Source organism: Arenimonas composti TR7-09 = DSM 18010, from assembly GCF_000426365.1.
GTDB lineage: Bacteria > Pseudomonadota > Gammaproteobacteria > Xanthomonadales > Xanthomonadaceae > Arenimonas > Arenimonas composti.
The window spans coordinates 190,021-205,386 of record NZ_AUFF01000001.1 but is presented as its reverse complement, the minus strand read 5'-3'; the positions used below and the strand labels follow the sequence as shown (position 1 = coordinate 205,386).

Here is a 15,366-nt window from a genome sequence, read left to right as displayed (position 1 = left end):
GCGCTGGCAGGCGCCGGCCGACGAATCGTTATAGGGTGGTCCCAGTGAGTAACTTGAGTTACTTGGGGGGACGATCGGTTTTCGGGGGCGGCGGCCGATCAGGCGTGCATCACTTTGGCCTGGTGCGGATACGGCAGCGATTCCCTACACGCACGACTGGAGGTTCCGCATGCGCCGTCACCTGATCCCGCTGCTGTTCGCGATCCTCGTCGCCGCCACCGGCGCCGCCCTCGCTGCCCCGGCCTCCACGGCGACCACCGCCCCGCCGACCCTCCACCTCGACGGCGTCGACTACGCGCACCGCTGGTCGGGCGCGCAGAACCAGCACGAGTTCACGCCGGCCGGCCAGGACGACCTGGAGGCGTGGCGCGACATGGTCACCGTCATCCGCCACCCGCAGGCACGCGACGGCGAAGGCCTGGCCGCGGTCGCGAACACGGTGCTCGGCAATTACCAGGCCGCCGGCGCGGCGATCCTGCGCACGAGTTCGGTACCGGCGACGCCGGAGGCGCCCGCGCAGCACTTCGTCGCGGCCGCGTTCTACCGCCCGGATTTCGCCGAGGCGGCTTTCGCGCGGTTCGTGATCATCGATGGCGTCGGCACGGTGATCGTGCGCGGGCATCGCGAGTACGGCGACGAGGCGGCGCCGCGGCTGCAGTCGTGGATCACGGAGAACGGCGAGGCCGTGGAGCGCGCGCTGATGGCGCTGGACGGAGTTCCGCAGGTCTGAACGGACTGGAGCCGATCCGATCAAATCGGCTCCGATCCGCTGTCGATCAGGCTTTCCGCTCGATCCCGAACAGCAGCTTCTTCTCCTCGTCGCTCATCGGCCGGCCCGCGTCCGGGTTGACCTGCTTCGCCCACGCATAGGCGCGCGCGGTCGCCGGCCGTCCGGCGATCGCCGCGCGCCAGCGGCGCACTTCGGGGAACGCGCTCAGGTCGACCGGCGCCTTCGTGTAGACATCGATCCACGGGTAGCAGGCCATGTCGGCGATCGTGTAGTGATCCCCCGCAATGAAGGCGCGGCCGGCGAGGCGGCGGTCGAGCACGCCGAGCAGGCGATGCACTTCCTTCGCGTAGCGCTCGCGCGCGTACGGGATCGCCTCCGGCGCGTAGACGTGGAAGTGGCCGTACTGCCCGGTCATCGGCCCGAGCCCGCCCATCTGCCAGAACAGCCACTCGAGCACGGTGTTGCGGGCGCGCAGGTCGGTCGGCAGGAATTGGCCGGTTTTCTCGGCCAGGTAGAGCAGGATCGCGCCGGATTCGAACACGCTCAGCGGCGCGCCGCCGTCGGCGGGGGCGTGGTCGACGATCGCCGGCATGCGGTTGTTCGGCGCGATCGCCAGGAACTCCGGCCGGAACTGGTCGCCCTTGCCGATGTTCACCGGCACGATGCGGTAGTCGAGCTTCGCGCCGGCGTCGGCGAGTTCCTCGAGCAGCAGGGTGATCTTGTGGCCGTTCGGGGTCGGCCAGTAGTGGAGGTCGATCATGCGGCGTCTCCGGCGTGGGGAGCGAAGTCTAGCCCTTGACCCGGTGACGGAAGCTGGAAAGCATCGTGTCGTCCGTGCGCACGCTCGCCCCGTATGCTCGGTCGCCTTCACCGGAGCCGTGGATGCCCCCGATCAGCGATCTCGCGACCCTGCTGGCCAGCCTGCGGCCGGAACTGCGCCCCGGCCGCTACGCCTTCGTCGCCCTGCCCGCCGGCGCCACGCTCGACCTCGCCGACGCGGTCGCGACGATGCGCGAAGCCGAGGGCCTGACCGTCGTCGTCGCGGCAGACGTCGCGCGCGCCCGCGGCTGGCCGCTCAGCTTCAGCGCCGAATGGATTACCCTCGCGGTGGATTCCGACCTCGCCGCCGTCGGCCTGACCGCCGCGTTCGCGACCGCCCTCGCAGACGCCGGCATCGCCTGCAACGTCATCGCCGGCGTCCACCACGACCATCTGTTCGTGCCCGCCGGGCGTGGCGACGAGGCGCTCGTGGCGCTGCGCGAACTGCAGCGTTCGTCGTCCGTCGTCGCGGACGGGCCGCGGCCGGGCGCGCTATCGTAGGCGCCGGCAGCCATCGCGGGGGCGCGCTTGGGCAAGCACACGGCGTACTGGCAGGCGTACACGAAGGCGCAGGTGCGCGGCAGCCTGCGCATCTTCGCGGCGATCGGCGCGGCGATCGTGCTGGTCATCGTGCTGTCGTTGCTGCACGAAATCCTGGGCGCGGCCTTTCCGTGGCTGCTGGGCGCGGCGTTTCTCGGCCTGGCGGTCGTGCTGGTCCGGATGGGCCGAGACGCGTACGCCGTGCGCTGTCCCGAATGCGGCACCGGCTACCGGCGGCACAAGTGGGGCGGGCAATGCCCGACCTGCGGGCTGCGCCTGCTGCAGGACGACCCCTGAACCCGATCTGGAGACGAGGATGACGAAGATCCCGCGCCCCGCGAAGACCCCGCGCCCCGCGAAAGCTCCGGAGCACGACGACCCCGCATCCGTCGATGCGCTGATCGCCACGCTCGCGCACCCGCTCGAATCGACGATCCAGGCGCTGCGCCGCGCGATCCTCGCCGCCGTCCCCGGAATCACCGAAGGCGTGAAGTGGAACTCGCCGAGCTTCCACTGCAATGGCTGGTTCGCGACGCTCAACTGCCGCCGCCCGACGCAGATCGACCTGGTGATGCACTGCGGCGCGAAGTCGCGCGGCGAGAACGACCTCGCCGGCACGATCGCCGACCCGAACCGCCGGCTTGCGTGGCCGTCGCCGGACCGCGCGGTCCTGACCGTGCGCGGCGAGTCCGAGTTCCGCGCGATGGAGGCGTGGTTCACGACGCTCGTCGCGCGCTGGGCCGCGTTCCAGCGCCACGACGCGACGGCGAAACCATGATCCAGCTCCCCGTCCGCGACCCGTGCGACTTCTGCGAGGGCATGGCGGGCCGCGAGCCGGTTTGGGGCCCGGTCGAGGAAACGCCGCTCACGCTGACCGTCGTCAACCCGTGGCAGTTCGAGACCGGCCAGTGCTGCGTGATCACGCGCCGGCACGTGGCGACGCTGCTCGACCTCACCGACGACGAATGCACCGCGGTGATGCTCGCCGCTCGTCGCATCGCGTTGGCGCTCGACGCCGCCTACCAGCCGCTCGGCATCCTGACATTCCAGAACAACGGCGTGTACAGCGGCCAGGAAACGCCGCATTTCCATTTCCACGTGGTGCCGCGGCAGCCGGGCAGCGACTGGGGCATCGGCCCGCCGCAGCTGGCGACGTTCGACGGCGCCGGCCGCGCGCCCGGGATCGTGCACGACCCGAGCGGCGACGCGGAACGCCGTCAGCGCGTGCGCGTGGGCGCGGCGCGCATGGCCGAAACCGTCGCGCGCCTGCGCGCGCATCTTCCGGCGGCCCCGCGCTGATGCCGCGCTTCGTCGCAGTTGGGCTTGACCCGGGCGTCGGAGCGCGATGCTGACCATCGTTCTACTTCCTGGGATGGATGGAACCGGAACGCTGTTCGAGCCTTTCACCTCGGCGCTTGGCCACGAGTGCGAGATTCAGGTCGTTCGCTATCCGGCCACTGGTGCGCTTGGCTACGAAGCACTGGAGGAGCACGCTCGCAAGGCGCTTCCCACCAGTGGTCGCTTCGTCGTCCTTGGTGAGTCATTCTCCGGCCCCATAGCTGTATCCATCGCAGCATCTCGTCCAGCGGGGCTTGTCGGCCTCATCCTCTGCGCCACATTCATCCGCAATCCACGGCCTTTCTTTGGTCCGTTGCGCTTTCTTGCTGGCGTGCTGCCGGCGAAGCGCGCGCCGCTCGCGGTCCTCAGCGCAGCACTTCTTGGCCGTTTCGCCACGCCGCAGTTGCGCTCAGCGCTCGCCGCCGCCCTGTCTCAGGTTTCAGGCGAGGCGCTGCGAGCCAGATTGCGCGCTGTGCTGGCCATCGACGCTTCGGAAAAGCTCGAGGCCGTCAGCGTGCCTCTGCTTTACCTGATGGCCACGCACGATCGCGTTGTTCCGGTCAGCGCGCTGAAGCAGATCGAGCGCGTTCTCCCTGCGACCCAGGTGGTGTCCGTCAACGCCCCTCACTTCCTGCTTCAAGCGGCGCCGATCGAGGCCGCGGCCGCTGTCTCGGAATTCATTCGGCCGCTACACGATGCCAGCTGATGCGGCCAGGCTTGCCAAGCGAATCCGCCTTGATCGGCCCTGATCCGTCGTCGATCAGAACGACGACGGAAGTCTGGCCCTTGACCCGGTGGACGCCGGCGCAAAGCATGAGCAGACCCGCGGCACCCAATGGCCACAACCCGGGACCTGACATGCCGATCGCCCTCGACGACGCCCGCCGCATCCTCGATTCCCAGCCCTTCAGCCGTCTGCTCGGCGCCGAACTCACGGCCTTCGCCGCCGACGCGGTGGAACTCCGGATTCCGCTGCGGCCCGAGCTGCTGCAGCAGTTCGGATTCGCCCATGGCGGCCTGATCGCCTATGCCGCCGACAATGCACTGACCTTCGCCGGCGGCGCGGCGCTCGGGCCCTCGGTATTGACCGCCGAGTTCAAGATCAACTTCCTGCGCCCGGTGAAAGGCGAGGTGCTGGTCGCCCGCGCGGCGGTCGTGCACGCCGGCCGTCGCCAGGCGGTGTGCCGCTGCGAGCTGTTCGTACAGGACGACGCGGGCGAGCACGCCTGCGCGGTCGCCCTCGGAACGATCGTCGCGTTCGGCCCGGCCACGGAGGCCTGAGCGATGCGCGGCGACCGCAGGCAACCGCTGTACCGCAAGGTGAACACCACCGCCCACGGCGTCCGCCATCGCTTCGGCAGCGACGCCCGCGACGGCCGCGCGGCGGCGAAGAAGGAACGCGGCGAGGACGCGCCGGTGCGGGCTTCGATGCACGGCCGCGTGCGCCGCGGCCGTGACTACACGCCGCTGTTCCGCTTCCTGCAGTCGCGGGTCGGGCGCCCCTGGGCAGAGGTGCATTCGGAAGCGGTGGCGCGGCTCGACGACCCGGCGCCGATCGCCTGGCTGATCGCGCCCGGGCGGGACGCCGGCAAGCCGCGTGTGCTGATCGGCGAATCGAGCTGGTGGCGCGGGCTCTTCGTCGACGACGCCGGCCTGCTGCAGCTCGTCGCCCCGGAGCTGAACGCCGCCGATCTCGAACCGGACTGTGCCTGCTGCACGCATACCCTCGACGGCGTCCGCTTCGGGCGGCCGTTCCCCGGCTGATCGGGCTACGGTAGGCCCGGCAGCGCGCGGCCTTACCCCTGCTGCAGGACGATCCCTGACGCTTCCCGGCCGGAGGCCGCGGGTTTAGGCTGCGCCCAGTCCAGGTACCGGAGCCGCCGATGTCCCGCCCCGAAATCGAAGAAATCCAGCGCATCTTCCTCAGCCGCCTCGACACCCTGTCGCACATCCTCGATGTCGGCGCGAACAGCCTCGACCTCGGGCAGGCGATGCAGGCGCGGCTGGCGCCGGACATGCTGCCGCTCGGCGCCCAGATCGCCTTCGCCTGCAACCAGCCGCGCGGCTTCTCGCAGTGGTGCGCCGGCCAGCCGATCGAGAACCTGTTGCCGGAGGTGACGTCGGTGGCGCAGGCACGCGCGCACATCGCCGACACGAAGGCGCGGGTGCAGGCGATCAGCGCCGGCGACGACAAGCTGGACGAGGTCAAGCGCATCGGCCTCGGCCCGGGCCGCTACTGCGAACTGCCGGCACGGCAGTACGTCAGCGATTACCTGCTGCCGAACCTGTATTTCCACATCACCACGACCTACGCGATCCTGCGCATGCTCGGCGCGCCGGTCGGCAAGTCCGACTACATGCGCTTCCTCGCCCCGCACGTGCGCAGCGAGCCGGGCGCGTGAGCAGCGACGCCGCCGCCCTGCTCGCCCGGCTCGAAGCCGAGCGCGACGAGCGCGGCGTCGCCTACTGGCAGCGCCTCGGCGAACGGACCGGCGGCCTGCGCAGCCACGGCATCGGCCTGACCCGGCTGCGCGCGATCGCGAAGGAGATCGGCCGTGACCGCGCACTGGCGCAGGCGCTGTGGCAGAGCGACCTGCACGAGGCGCGGGTGATCGCGCTGCTGGTCGACGACCCGAAGCAGGTGACGATCGAACAGGCCGAACGCCAGGTGGACGAACTCGCCGGCGGCCAGCTCGCGCACGTGTTCGCCAGCTGCGACGCGACCCTGGCGAAGACCCCGTTCGTGGTCGAACTCGCCGACCGCTGGGTGCGCAGCGACGATCCGGTGCGCCGCGAGTGCGGCCACGGCCTGCTCTACGAGATCTCCAAGCTGCCGGCGAAGAAGGCGCCGGACGAGGCCTGGTTCCTCGACCACGTCGCCCGCATCGGCGCCGCGATCGGCGGCGAACCCGAAGGCGTGCGCCTGGCGATGGCCACCGCGCTGATGGGCATCGGCAAGCGCAGCAAGGCGCTGAACGCAGCGGCGCTGGAGATCGCGAAGGCGGCCGGCCCGATCGAGTTCACCTCGGTCAGCGGCGACTGCGAGCCCTTCGACGTCGTCAAGCACCTGGACTCGCCGCGGCTGCGCGAGAAACTCGGCATCTGATCCGCGGCCAGGCCGCGGCCACAAGGAGAATCCCATGGCGAAGGTCACCGGTATCGGCGGTGTGTTCCTGCGGTGTCGCGGCGACCGCGACGCGCTCGCGGCGTGGTACCAGAAGCACCTCGGCATTCCGCTGGAGCCCTGGGGCGCGGTGCTGCGCTGGGAGGACGACGCCCGCCCCGACGGCGGCATGACCGTGTGGAGCCTCACCGCCGCCGACAGCACCTGGTTCGCGCCGAGCGACTCGGCCTTCATGATCAACTACCGCGTCGACGACCTCGACGCCCTGCTCGCCCAGCTCGCGGCCGAAGGCATCGCGACGCTGAAGGGTCCGGAATCGCACGAGAACGGCAGGTTCGCCTGGATCATGGATCCCGACGGCAACAAGGTCGAGCTCTGGCAGCCGATGGCCTGGGACGAAAAGAACAAGGAAGGTTGATCCGGCAGGAAGTGGATGCGCCCCCGTGGCGTCGCCGCTGCCGCCGCGCTATAAGTCCCCCCGGGCCACGCGCCCAGCCGCCGATTTGAGCCACCAGCTTGCGGGCGGGATACAAGTGCAGCTAAAGCGGCATCCCTTCGGATGGCTGTGCTGGTGCGGGCAACCACCGAGGAGAGACGCCATGACGCTATTCCATTCCGACGCCGAGTTCGTCGCCAGTCTGAAACCCGCGCAGCGGGACTACTACCTGGGCCGGGCTGCCGAGATCCAGCAGCAACTCCAGGACGCACTGCGCGAGATTTCGCGTGGGCTCAGCGCTGTAAGCCTCCTGACTCAGGATTTTCTGGCACTTCAATCGCAGGACCCGGAAGCGCCCCGTCGTGTGCTGCGTGCCGGCGACAAGGAGTACCGCTACGCGACCGTGCCCGGCAGCGGCCGCATTCGCCTTCTGACCGGCCAAGGCACCGAGATCGGGATGTGGGATCCGGATCGCACGGATCCCTGGGCGATCCGATATCCAGCCTTCACGAGCTTCGCGAACTCTGGAAATGCCGCGGCGATCGAGTCGCAGTTGCGCGCTGTCGACCGTCGCCGTCGCAGCGCCTGATTCCAGGCCCTTGACCGCGGCGGCGGTTGCGAAAACGATGCCGTGCCCTTCCGGAGGAGTTTCCATGCGCGCAGTCCCCCGCCACCGCCATCTGGCCGCCGCCGTCGCGACCCTGCTCGCGGCCGCGCCGGCATTCGCCGACACGCCCGGCGCCGGCGACACCTTCAGTCACCACGACTGGGAGCTGGCCTGCGACAACACCGGCACCTGCCGCGTCGCCGGCTACAGCGAGGACGGCAGTGAGATGCCGGTGTCGGTGCTGCTCGAGCGCGCCGCCGGCGCCGGCGCGCCGGTGACCGCGCGTCTGAAGCTCGGTGACTACGACGGCGACCCGCTCGCGGACGCCGAAAACCGGCGCGTCACGCTGTGGATCGACGGCAATCCGCGCGGCGAGATCGCGATCGACGACGCCGGCGGCGCGCTGTCGGCGGAACAGACCGCGGCGCTGCTGACGGTGCTGACCGGCGACGGCTTCGTCGCCTTCATCGCCGACGACGGCCGCCGCTGGCAGCTCTCGACCCGAGGCTCCACCGCCACCCTGCTGAAGATGGACGACCTGCAGGGCCGCGTCGGCACCCGCGGCGCGCTGGTGCGCCCGGGTACGCGTGACGAGTCGGCGGTGCCTGGACCGCGGCCGAAACCGGTGGTGCGGGTGCCGAAGCTGCCCGCGACCTCGCCCGACGACGTGCAGACGGTGAACTGGTCGGAAGGCATCGGTGACGCGCTGCTGGCCAGTCTCGACGCGGCGGACGACTGCGCCGACCTGTTCGATCCGGATGCCGAACACGAGCCCTTCGAGGTCGTTCGCCTGTCCGCCGACAAGCTGCTGGTCTCGAACCGCTGCTGGATGGCCGCCTACAACATGGGTTACGGCTACTGGGTGGTCGACGACGCGCCACCGTGGAATCCGGTGCTGGTGACGACCGCCGGCAACGACTACGCCGACGGCAGCATCGTCGCCGCGCACAAGGGCCGCGGCCTCGGCGATTGCTGGAGCAGCCAGGCCTGGAGCTGGGACGGTCGCGCTTTCGTGCAGACTTCGAATACCTACACCGGCATGTGCCGGCTGGTCTCCCCGGGCGGTGCCTGGGACCTGCCGGTCCATGTCGTCGACGTGATCAACGCCAACCAGGAACACCAACGATGAAGAAGCTCGCCCTCGCCGCCCTGCTCGCCCTGCCGGTGCTCGCGCCGGCACCGGCCGTCGCCAATGCCGACATCGAGGCCACCCAGGCCTGCTTCGCCGACAACACCTCCGGCCGCGACCGCAAGGCGCTGGCGCGCTGGGTCTTCCTGGCGATGGCGGCGCATCCCGAGATCCAGGCCCTCGCGAACGCCGGCAGCGCGGAGAATGAAGCCGCCGACCGCGAGATGGCGGCGCTGTTCATGCGCCTGGTGGCCGAGGACTGCAATGCGCAGATGAAGCGCATGCTCGCCAGCCAGGGGCCGGAATCGTTCAAGACCGCGTTCGAGTACCTCGGCCAGCTGGCGATGGCCGAGCTGATGGCGAATCCCTCGGTCGGCGCGCGCTTTTCCGGCTTCGAGAAGTTCGTCGACACCGATCGCCTGCAGGGCGCCCTGCAGCTCCCCTGAGCCCGGCTGACGAAGCCCTGGGGCCAGGCCTCAGGGCTTCGGTATCCGCAGCGTCTTGCTGATCATCAGCGAGCCCGACAGCGCGAACAGCAGCACCAGCGGATGCAGCTGCCAGCCGAGGTCGACGACGCCGAACCACAGCGCGTCGCCGATCCGCCCCTGCCAGGCGGCGACCGCGAGCACGATCACCAGCAGCAGGCTGGTCGGGATCGGCGTGCCTTCGAAGTACGTGACCTTGCCGGCGTCGGCGCTCATCGCCTCGGCGGTGACGTTGTAGCGCGCCAGCCGGCTGACGCCGCAGCAGACGAAGTACGACAGCACCACCCAGTCCCAACCGCCCTGCATGCCGCAGGCATAGGCCAGCGCCGCGGGGGCGACGCCGAACGAGATCACGTCCGACAGCGAGTCGAGTTCGCGGCCGAGCGTCGAGGCGCTGTGCCGCATCCGCGCGATGCGCCCGTCGAGGGCGTCGAAGACGAACGCGAGCGGGATCAGCGCCATGCCCGCCAGCAGCCAGCCGGTGATGCCGTCCTGCAGGAAGCGCATCGCCGCGAAGATCGCGCCGGTGCCGCAGAAGGCGTTGCCGAGGGTGAACCAGTCGGCGAGGTGGAACTCGCGCAACATCGAGAAGTGCCGCTTCATTCGCTGCCCCCGCGCAACAACGGATACGGATTGATCGCCTCGCCTTCCCACCAGTGGCGCTCCGGACCCAGCACGAACACCGAGAAATGCAGGTGCGGCGCGTCGTCGGCGGCGTTGCCGGTGCTGCCGACGTAGCCGATCACGTCGCCCTGGCGCAGCGTCGCGCCTTCGACGAGGCCTTCGGCATAGCGGTCCAGATGCGCGTAGTAGAACGCGACCGCGCCCGCAGCGTCGAACTGGTAGATCGTCAGGCCGCCGGGGACGCTGTCGAACAGTTTCTCGACGTGGCCGTCGGCGACCGCGCGCACCGGCGTGCCGCGCGCCGCCATGATGTCGATCGCATCGTGTTCGCGGCCTTCGCCGCGCGCATCGCCCCAGGTGTCGGCGAGGTCTTCGGCACCGACGCCATCGACGGGAATGCGCAGCGGCGGGATCAGCGGCGTGGCGTCGAGTTCGCCCCGGGGCGGGCCTGCCGGACGCGGCGCGCGCGTATGCGGATCCGCGCGGGGAGGCGACGGGTCCGGCGTCTCCACCGGCGCCGGCACGGACGCCGGCGGGGCGCCGGTGACGGCACCGTCGCCTGGCACGGGTTCGGGGAGCGACGGCGGCGGCACGGCGACGCCTTCGCCGTGGTCGGCCGGCTTCCACAGCACCGCGATCACCACCGCCGCGCCGATCAGGCAGCCGAACATGAAGGCCAGCAGCCAGCGCATCAGCGGCCGCCGTCAGTCCTGGAGCACGACCGCGGTGCCGGCGGCGACCGCCGTGGCGACGCGGCGCACGTCCCAGTTCGTCAGGCGGATGCAGCCGTTGGACTCGCTCTTGCTGATCGCCGACGGTTCCGGCGTGCCGTGGATGCCGTAGTGCTCCTTCGACAGGTCGATCCAGACGCTGCCGACCGGGTTGTTCGGCCCGGGCGCGATCCGCGCCTTCTCCTCGTCGGGGCCGGCACCGTGGAACAGCGACGGGTCGTAGTGGAAGACCGGATCGTGGGCGACGCCACGGATCTTCCAGTCGCCGATCGGCAGCGGGTCGTGTTCGCTGCCGGTGGTCGCCGGGAACCAGGCGATCAGGCTGTCGTCTTCGGCGTAGAGCATCAGCGCGCCGTCGGATTCGTCGACGACCACCTTCGCGGCCTTCGGCAGTTGCTCGTCGCCGCGCACGTTCGGCACCCGGATCGTCGCGCCGGCCGCGAAGTCGACACCGGAATTGAGCTCGCGCAGCAGCGCCGGCGCGGCATGGAAGCGCTCGCCGAGCGCTTCGAGCACGTCGCCGTAGGCGAGCGCGTCGAGCTTCGCCTTGTCCTGCATCGATTCGGGGATTTCGACGAAGGGCCCGGCGACGTCGGCCGCGGTCAGCACGTGTTCGACCAGGGTCGGCGCCGGTTCCTTCTCCAGTTCCGCCCAGGTCGCCTCGTCGAGTTCGCCGCTGGCCGTGAGGCCGCGCGCGCGCTGGAACGCGGCGAGCGCGCCGGCCTGGTTGGAGCCGGCGACGCCGTCGATCTCGCCCGGCGAGAAGCGCGCGCGGTCGAGCAACACCTGTGCGCGCAGGTCGCTGCGCGTCTCGGCCGCACCGGCGGCTTCGCTGTCTTCCGCCACCGCCAGCGGCGTCAGCAGCGCGCCGGCGAGCAGCAGCAGCAACATCAGGGAGATCGTGCGGAAACCGGGCATCGTCGCGCTCCATTCGGGATGCGGCGAGTGTCCGGCCGGGGGCGTGAAGTCGACGTGGCTTGCGGCTCAGTCGATGGCGTTCCCCTGCGCGTCGGCGGCTTCGATCCGCCGCTCGAAGCAGGTGCGGCCGCGGCCATGCGTCCAGCCGCTGGCGGCGCCGCCGGTTTCGGCGGTGTCGGTCGCGAACATCGCGCACAGGCGGTAGCGCCCGCCGGCATCGGCGACGTAGTCGTAGGCGCTGCCGTCGACCGGATCGGTCAGCGTCAGGCGCAGGCCCGGCTGCGCGGCCAGCGTCGCCAGGTCGGGCGGCAGCGCATCGTGGCGTTTCTGCCAGGCCCGCACCTGCACGTCGATCTCGATCAGATCGGCGACCCGGCGCGCATCCAGACGCTGCTGGCGCTGCGCCGACGGCGAGCCGATCGACCACAGGCCGGCGACGACCGCGGCGCCGACGACCAGCGTCGCGATCGCGGCGAACACCTGTCCCGGCTTCATCGTGCTCATTCTTCGCTCTCCTCGCCGCGCAGCTCGTGCAGGTACCAGCCGAACACGCTGCCGGCGATCGCCGCGACGATGCCCGCCTTCAACAGGAAGCGCAGCGTCAGTTCGCCGCCGAGCAGGCGGTCGACGAGGACGATGCTGTCGCCGATCAGCACGCCGGCGGCGAGGAACAGCGTCATCCAGGTCAGCCAGCGCCGGATCGGCGACAGCCGCTTCGCCGCATTCGCCGCCAGCTCGCGGGCGATCAGGCGGGCGACGAACAGGAACACCGGAAAGGCCACCAGCAGCGCCGCGACATTGCCGCGCATCGATCGCGCCAGCCCGGCGAGGAGCCACTCCGGATCGGCGGCGTCCGGCAGCGCGAGCGTCACCAGCGCGAACAGCAGGTCGCCGAGGTGCCAGGCGCTGACGTACAGCGTCGAGAACAGCAGCAGGTGCAGGAAGGCCTCGCGCGCCGACAGGTAGGGCCGCGGTCGCGGCACCGGCAGCGGGAAGTCGACCTTCGCGTACGCCGCCAACGCGGTGCGGACCTGGTCCGGCAACCAGCCGGCCGCGGCCAGCGCGGCGGCGGTGTCCTCGCGCGAGTGCCCCCGCGCGAGCGCGTCGCGCACGAAGCGGTTCAGTTCGTCGGTACTCGAGGCCATCACCGGTCTCCCATCGGGTCGCGCGCCGATTGTCGCAGTCCCGCGTTCACGGTCGAGGGCAGTGCGCGCGGGCATCGCCGCGCGCACCGCTGCCGGTCAGGCGATGATGCTGATCACGGTTCGCAGCCCTGGCTCGCACCGAGCGGCTGTACGCGGTCGGCGATGCTCCAGGTGCGGCGCCCGGTGAACGGCGGCAGTTCCTCGTAATCGACCAGCATCTGCACTTCCGTGAGGCGGCCGCCGTCGATCCGGCGCTGCAGGATGCCGGCCGGCGCCCGCGACGGGGCGAAGTAGTCGTAGTACGGCGCAGCACCCCGGAGGATCTGGAGGTCGAGATCGGCGACGCCGGCACCGGCGAAGTCCGGCGACTCGGCGGCCAGGAACACCGGAAAACCCTGGCGATCGTAGTTGAATGCGGCGAAGAACTCGTAGTCCTCCCACATCTGCACGCTGTATCCGGTACCCGCGCGCGCCGGATCGAACCAGTGTGCGCTGATGTCGACCACCTGCCCGCCCACCGCAGGACAACCGCGGCCGAGCGCCTCCATCACCTGCGATCCAGCGAAGCCGTCGATCACGAAGCTCAGCGCGAACCTGTCCGGGTCCAGCGGCGTAAGCACCGCTTCGCCGACCGGGGCGTGTCGCGCCACGCTTCCGTTCCAGGCCGCACGGTAGACCTGGCTGCGCCACAGCCCGTTCGCGCCCGGCTGCGGCGCCTGCAGGTAGTACCAGGTCGGCCGGCCGTCGCGCAGGTAGGTGTACCAGAGTCCGGCCCATTGCTCGCCGGACGGATACAGGATGAGCCCGCTGCCGGACTGCCGCGGGTTGTAGTAGCTCCCCGGTCGCACCGTCGGCGGAACCGCGGCCAGTGTCGCCGTCAGCTCGATCCGCGCGGCGGTGTCGCCGCCGTTGCGGATCAGCAGGTGCCAGCGCTGCCATCGCGGTTTTTCCACGGTGATCGTGCGCGGCTGCTCGCCGATGCGGATCCACGCCGATTCTCCGGACGGCACGGACCCTTCGGGAATGCGCGGCTCGGTCTGGCTGATGCCGCCGTACCAGGTCGGGGCGATGTCGACGGGGCGGTCGCTGCGTGCGGTGATCGTCAGCCGTTCCGCCCCGGACGGCACGTCGAAGAAGATCGCGCGCTCGAGGAAGAAGGTCGGTGCCATATCGACGACGAGCGGGCTCCCGTCCAGCGGCAGCAGCAGGAAATGCAAGAACGTGCCGCCCCACAGGTCGACGCGGAAATCGCCTGCGACACCGGCCGCGTCAACCACGCGGACGAAGGCGACCCGGCGGCTGCCCTCGATGTTCGTGGTGTCGCGCCAGGCGATCTGCAGGGGCAGCGTGTCCAGGTCGTCGCTGAGGGTCGGGCCGGTCACCACCATGCCGCCGTCCTGGGCATCCATGCGCGCCTCGTGCACCCGCATCCGCGCCGTCGTCGCCGTCGCCTCGCGCGAGTGCCCGGCGATCCAGTAGGTCACCGGCGCGCCGCCCACCTCGATCGTCATTTCGCAGGTCAGTGGAGACACCCCGGTTGCGTAAGCGTAGCCGGCGAAGCAACGCTGTTCGGCGGCCGACGGACGCCCGTCGCCGTCGCTGTCGATGCCGACCAGCATGTCGATCCGCGCCTCGTGCGGGTTCTCCGAGACGACGTGGACCCGGTACTCGGCGACGTTGCCGTCGGTGCGCGCCGGGATCGTGTAGACCTTCCACGCCATGCCGGCGAAGCCGTCCCAGGTGGTGTGCGGCGTGGCGTCCACCGTTGTCGGCAACTCGACGATCCGGCCGGGCGCCAGCGTGCTCACGAGGTAGCGGGCGTCGTCGAGCGCACGCAGGTTGTCGACCTCGACGTCGATACCGGAGATCCGGCCGACGCCGGTACGCGGCGCGGTCACCCGTCCCTGCACGTGGACACGGGCTTCGACGCACTGCCCGTCGGCCTTGCACAAGCGATAGTCGAAGCCGTCGTTGCCGGCGAAGTCGGCGCCCGGCCGGTAGATGAAGCGCTCGGTACCGCGCGGGTACTGCGCCGCCGTCTTCTCGACGGTGCCGTGGCGGGGCTGCGACAGCAGCGTCATCACGGTGTCGCGCAGGGTGGCGCCGGCGGGGATCTCGATGTCGTTGAGGTGCGCCTCGATCAACACGCCGGGCGAATTGACGTCGAACCAGACGTGGTCGTCGTTGCCGGTCAGGGGTGGCAGCGGCACCTGGTCGTCGTTGGCGATGTGGATGCCGGTGGTGTACTGGCTGCCGCCGCCCGGGCCGCGCGCGCCGTTGGCGAAGTCGCGATAGTGCAACCAGAAGATCTCGTTGCTCTCGACCTCGGTGTCGCCGATGAGCTGCAGCGTCAGGGTCCCGCTGGTCTGCCCTGCGGCGACGTCGATCCGGGTCGGCGGCAAGGGGACGTAATCGACGCCAGCGCGCGCCTGCGGCGGGTCGAGATCCTCGGTGTGGATCGTGAATCCCGTCGAGTAGCCCGGCGGCGCCCACAGCAGGCGCCACTCGACGACGACTTCAGTCAGGCCACTGTCGCCCTCGTCGACGCGCACGAACTCCTTGAACGAGAACGTCGGCGGGGCCTGATCCTGCGCCTTCGCCGGTGTGACCACCAGTGCCGCCGCCAGCAGCGCGATCGCCGCCCGCATCAGCTCGCCCATGACCCGCCTCCGGAAATCGACTGCACAAGAAAAAGGGGCGGACCATCGCCCGCCCCCGAGAGTTTGCCGCGATACGTCGA

Annotated in this window: 21 protein-coding genes; 14 read left to right on the top strand and 7 right to left on the bottom strand. The window is 70.5% G+C overall.

What is annotated here, in order from left to right:
* Positions 1 to 169: 169 nt before the first annotated feature.
* Positions 170 to 730, top strand: coding sequence for a hypothetical protein (locus tag K311_RS0101030; protein WP_043797639.1), 561 nt, complete (start codon positions 170 to 172; stop codon positions 728 to 730).
* A gap of 46 nt (positions 731 to 776) precedes the next feature.
* Here the strand turns inward: K311_RS0101030 and K311_RS0101025 are convergent, their stop codons facing one another.
* Positions 777 to 1,490, bottom strand: coding sequence for a glutathione binding-like protein (locus K311_RS0101025; RefSeq protein ID WP_026815768.1), 714 nt, complete (start codon positions 1,488 to 1,490; stop codon positions 777 to 779).
* 122 nt (positions 1,491 to 1,612) lie between these two features.
* Here K311_RS0101025 and K311_RS14685 point away from each other — a divergent pair, with 122 nt between their 5' ends.
* From K311_RS14685 to K311_RS0100960, 13 genes are all read left to right on the top strand, one after another.
* Entirely contained in the window at positions 1,613 to 2,050 is a 438-nt protein-coding gene (locus tag K311_RS14685; protein ID WP_051239355.1) for an ACT domain-containing protein, read from the top strand.
* Between the two features lie 27 nt (positions 2,051 to 2,077).
* Positions 2,078 to 2,386 carry a hypothetical protein gene (locus K311_RS0101015; protein WP_026815767.1) on the top strand — a complete coding sequence of 103 codons (309 nt, stop codon included), beginning with the start codon at positions 2,078 to 2,080 and terminating at the stop codon, positions 2,384 to 2,386.
* 19 nt (positions 2,387 to 2,405) lie between these two features.
* Complete coding sequence (locus K311_RS17330) at positions 2,406 to 2,867, top strand: DUF1801 domain-containing protein (protein WP_051239354.1); 462 nt, start codon at positions 2,406 to 2,408, stop codon at positions 2,865 to 2,867.
* Positions 2,864 to 3,388 carry an HIT family protein gene (locus K311_RS17325; RefSeq protein WP_051239353.1) on the top strand — a complete coding sequence of 175 codons (525 nt, stop codon included), beginning with the start codon at positions 2,864 to 2,866 and terminating at the stop codon, positions 3,386 to 3,388. The genes K311_RS17330 and K311_RS17325 overlap by 4 nt, the downstream gene beginning before the upstream one ends.
* 46 nt (positions 3,389 to 3,434) lie before the next feature.
* The gene (locus K311_RS14670) at positions 3,435 to 4,133 is read left to right on the top strand and encodes an alpha/beta fold hydrolase (protein WP_043797638.1); all 699 of its coding nucleotides are present in this window, start codon (positions 3,435 to 3,437) and stop codon (positions 4,131 to 4,133) included.
* A gap of 107 nt (positions 4,134 to 4,240) precedes the next feature.
* Positions 4,241 to 4,708: a PaaI family thioesterase gene (locus K311_RS0100995; protein WP_211223614.1), complete on the top strand. Its 468-nt coding sequence runs from the start codon at positions 4,241 to 4,243 to the stop codon at positions 4,706 to 4,708.
* A 3-nt stretch (positions 4,709 to 4,711) separates the two neighbouring features.
* Positions 4,712 to 5,191, top strand: a complete 480-nt coding sequence (locus tag K311_RS0100990; RefSeq protein ID WP_026815764.1) for a hypothetical protein — start codon at positions 4,712 to 4,714, stop codon at positions 5,189 to 5,191.
* A 119-nt stretch (positions 5,192 to 5,310) separates the two neighbouring features.
* Entirely contained in the window at positions 5,311 to 5,829 is a 519-nt protein-coding gene (locus tag K311_RS0100985) for a DUF1993 domain-containing protein (protein ID WP_026815763.1), read from the top strand.
* Entirely contained in the window at positions 5,826 to 6,533 is a 708-nt protein-coding gene (locus K311_RS0100980; RefSeq protein ID WP_026815762.1) for a DNA alkylation repair protein, read from the top strand. Before K311_RS0100985 ends, K311_RS0100980 begins: the two co-directional genes overlap by 4 nt.
* A gap of 34 nt (positions 6,534 to 6,567) precedes the next feature.
* Positions 6,568 to 6,969 (top strand): VOC family protein, encoded by a 402-nt coding sequence (locus K311_RS0100975; RefSeq protein ID WP_026815761.1) that lies wholly within the window; start codon positions 6,568 to 6,570, stop codon positions 6,967 to 6,969.
* 181 nt (positions 6,970 to 7,150) lie between these two features.
* On the top strand, positions 7,151 to 7,576 hold the full coding sequence (locus K311_RS0100970; RefSeq protein WP_026815760.1) for a hypothetical protein: 426 nt from the start codon (positions 7,151 to 7,153) through the stop codon (positions 7,574 to 7,576).
* Between the two features lie 64 nt (positions 7,577 to 7,640).
* Positions 7,641 to 8,723, top strand: coding sequence for a DUF1176 domain-containing protein (locus tag K311_RS0100965; protein WP_051239352.1), 1,083 nt, complete (start codon positions 7,641 to 7,643; stop codon positions 8,721 to 8,723).
* Positions 8,720 to 9,169, top strand: a complete 450-nt coding sequence (locus K311_RS0100960; protein WP_026815758.1) for a hypothetical protein — start codon at positions 8,720 to 8,722, stop codon at positions 9,167 to 9,169. The genes K311_RS0100965 and K311_RS0100960 overlap by 4 nt, the downstream gene beginning before the upstream one ends.
* Before the next feature lie 30 nt (positions 9,170 to 9,199).
* Here K311_RS0100960 and pssA read toward each other — a convergent pair whose 3' ends face one another.
* From pssA to K311_RS0100930, 6 genes are all read right to left on the bottom strand, one after another.
* On the bottom strand, positions 9,200 to 9,811 hold the full coding sequence (gene pssA / locus K311_RS0100955; protein ID WP_026815757.1) for a CDP-diacylglycerol--serine O-phosphatidyltransferase: 612 nt from the start codon (positions 9,809 to 9,811) through the stop codon (positions 9,200 to 9,202).
* A complete protein-coding gene (locus K311_RS17320) occupies positions 9,808 to 10,524 on the bottom strand; it encodes a M23 family metallopeptidase (protein WP_051239351.1) in 717 nt (238 codons plus the stop codon). The genes pssA and K311_RS17320 overlap by 4 nt, the downstream gene beginning before the upstream one ends.
* Positions 10,525 to 10,536: 12 nt before the next feature.
* Entirely contained in the window at positions 10,537 to 11,448 is a 912-nt protein-coding gene (locus K311_RS0100945; RefSeq protein WP_425476565.1) for a L,D-transpeptidase family protein, read from the bottom strand.
* A gap of 99 nt (positions 11,449 to 11,547) precedes the next feature.
* Positions 11,548 to 11,985 (bottom strand): hypothetical protein, encoded by a 438-nt coding sequence (locus K311_RS17315; protein ID WP_154659404.1) that lies wholly within the window; start codon positions 11,983 to 11,985, stop codon positions 11,548 to 11,550.
* Complete coding sequence (locus K311_RS0100935) at positions 11,982 to 12,626, bottom strand: DUF5671 domain-containing protein (protein ID WP_026815755.1); 645 nt, start codon at positions 12,624 to 12,626, stop codon at positions 11,982 to 11,984. Before K311_RS0100935 ends, K311_RS17315 begins: the two co-directional genes overlap by 4 nt.
* Before the next feature lie 113 nt (positions 12,627 to 12,739).
* Positions 12,740 to 15,286 (bottom strand): Ig-like domain-containing protein, encoded by a 2,547-nt coding sequence (locus tag K311_RS0100930; protein WP_026815754.1) that lies wholly within the window; start codon positions 15,284 to 15,286, stop codon positions 12,740 to 12,742.
* Positions 15,287 to 15,366 lie beyond the last annotated feature (80 nt).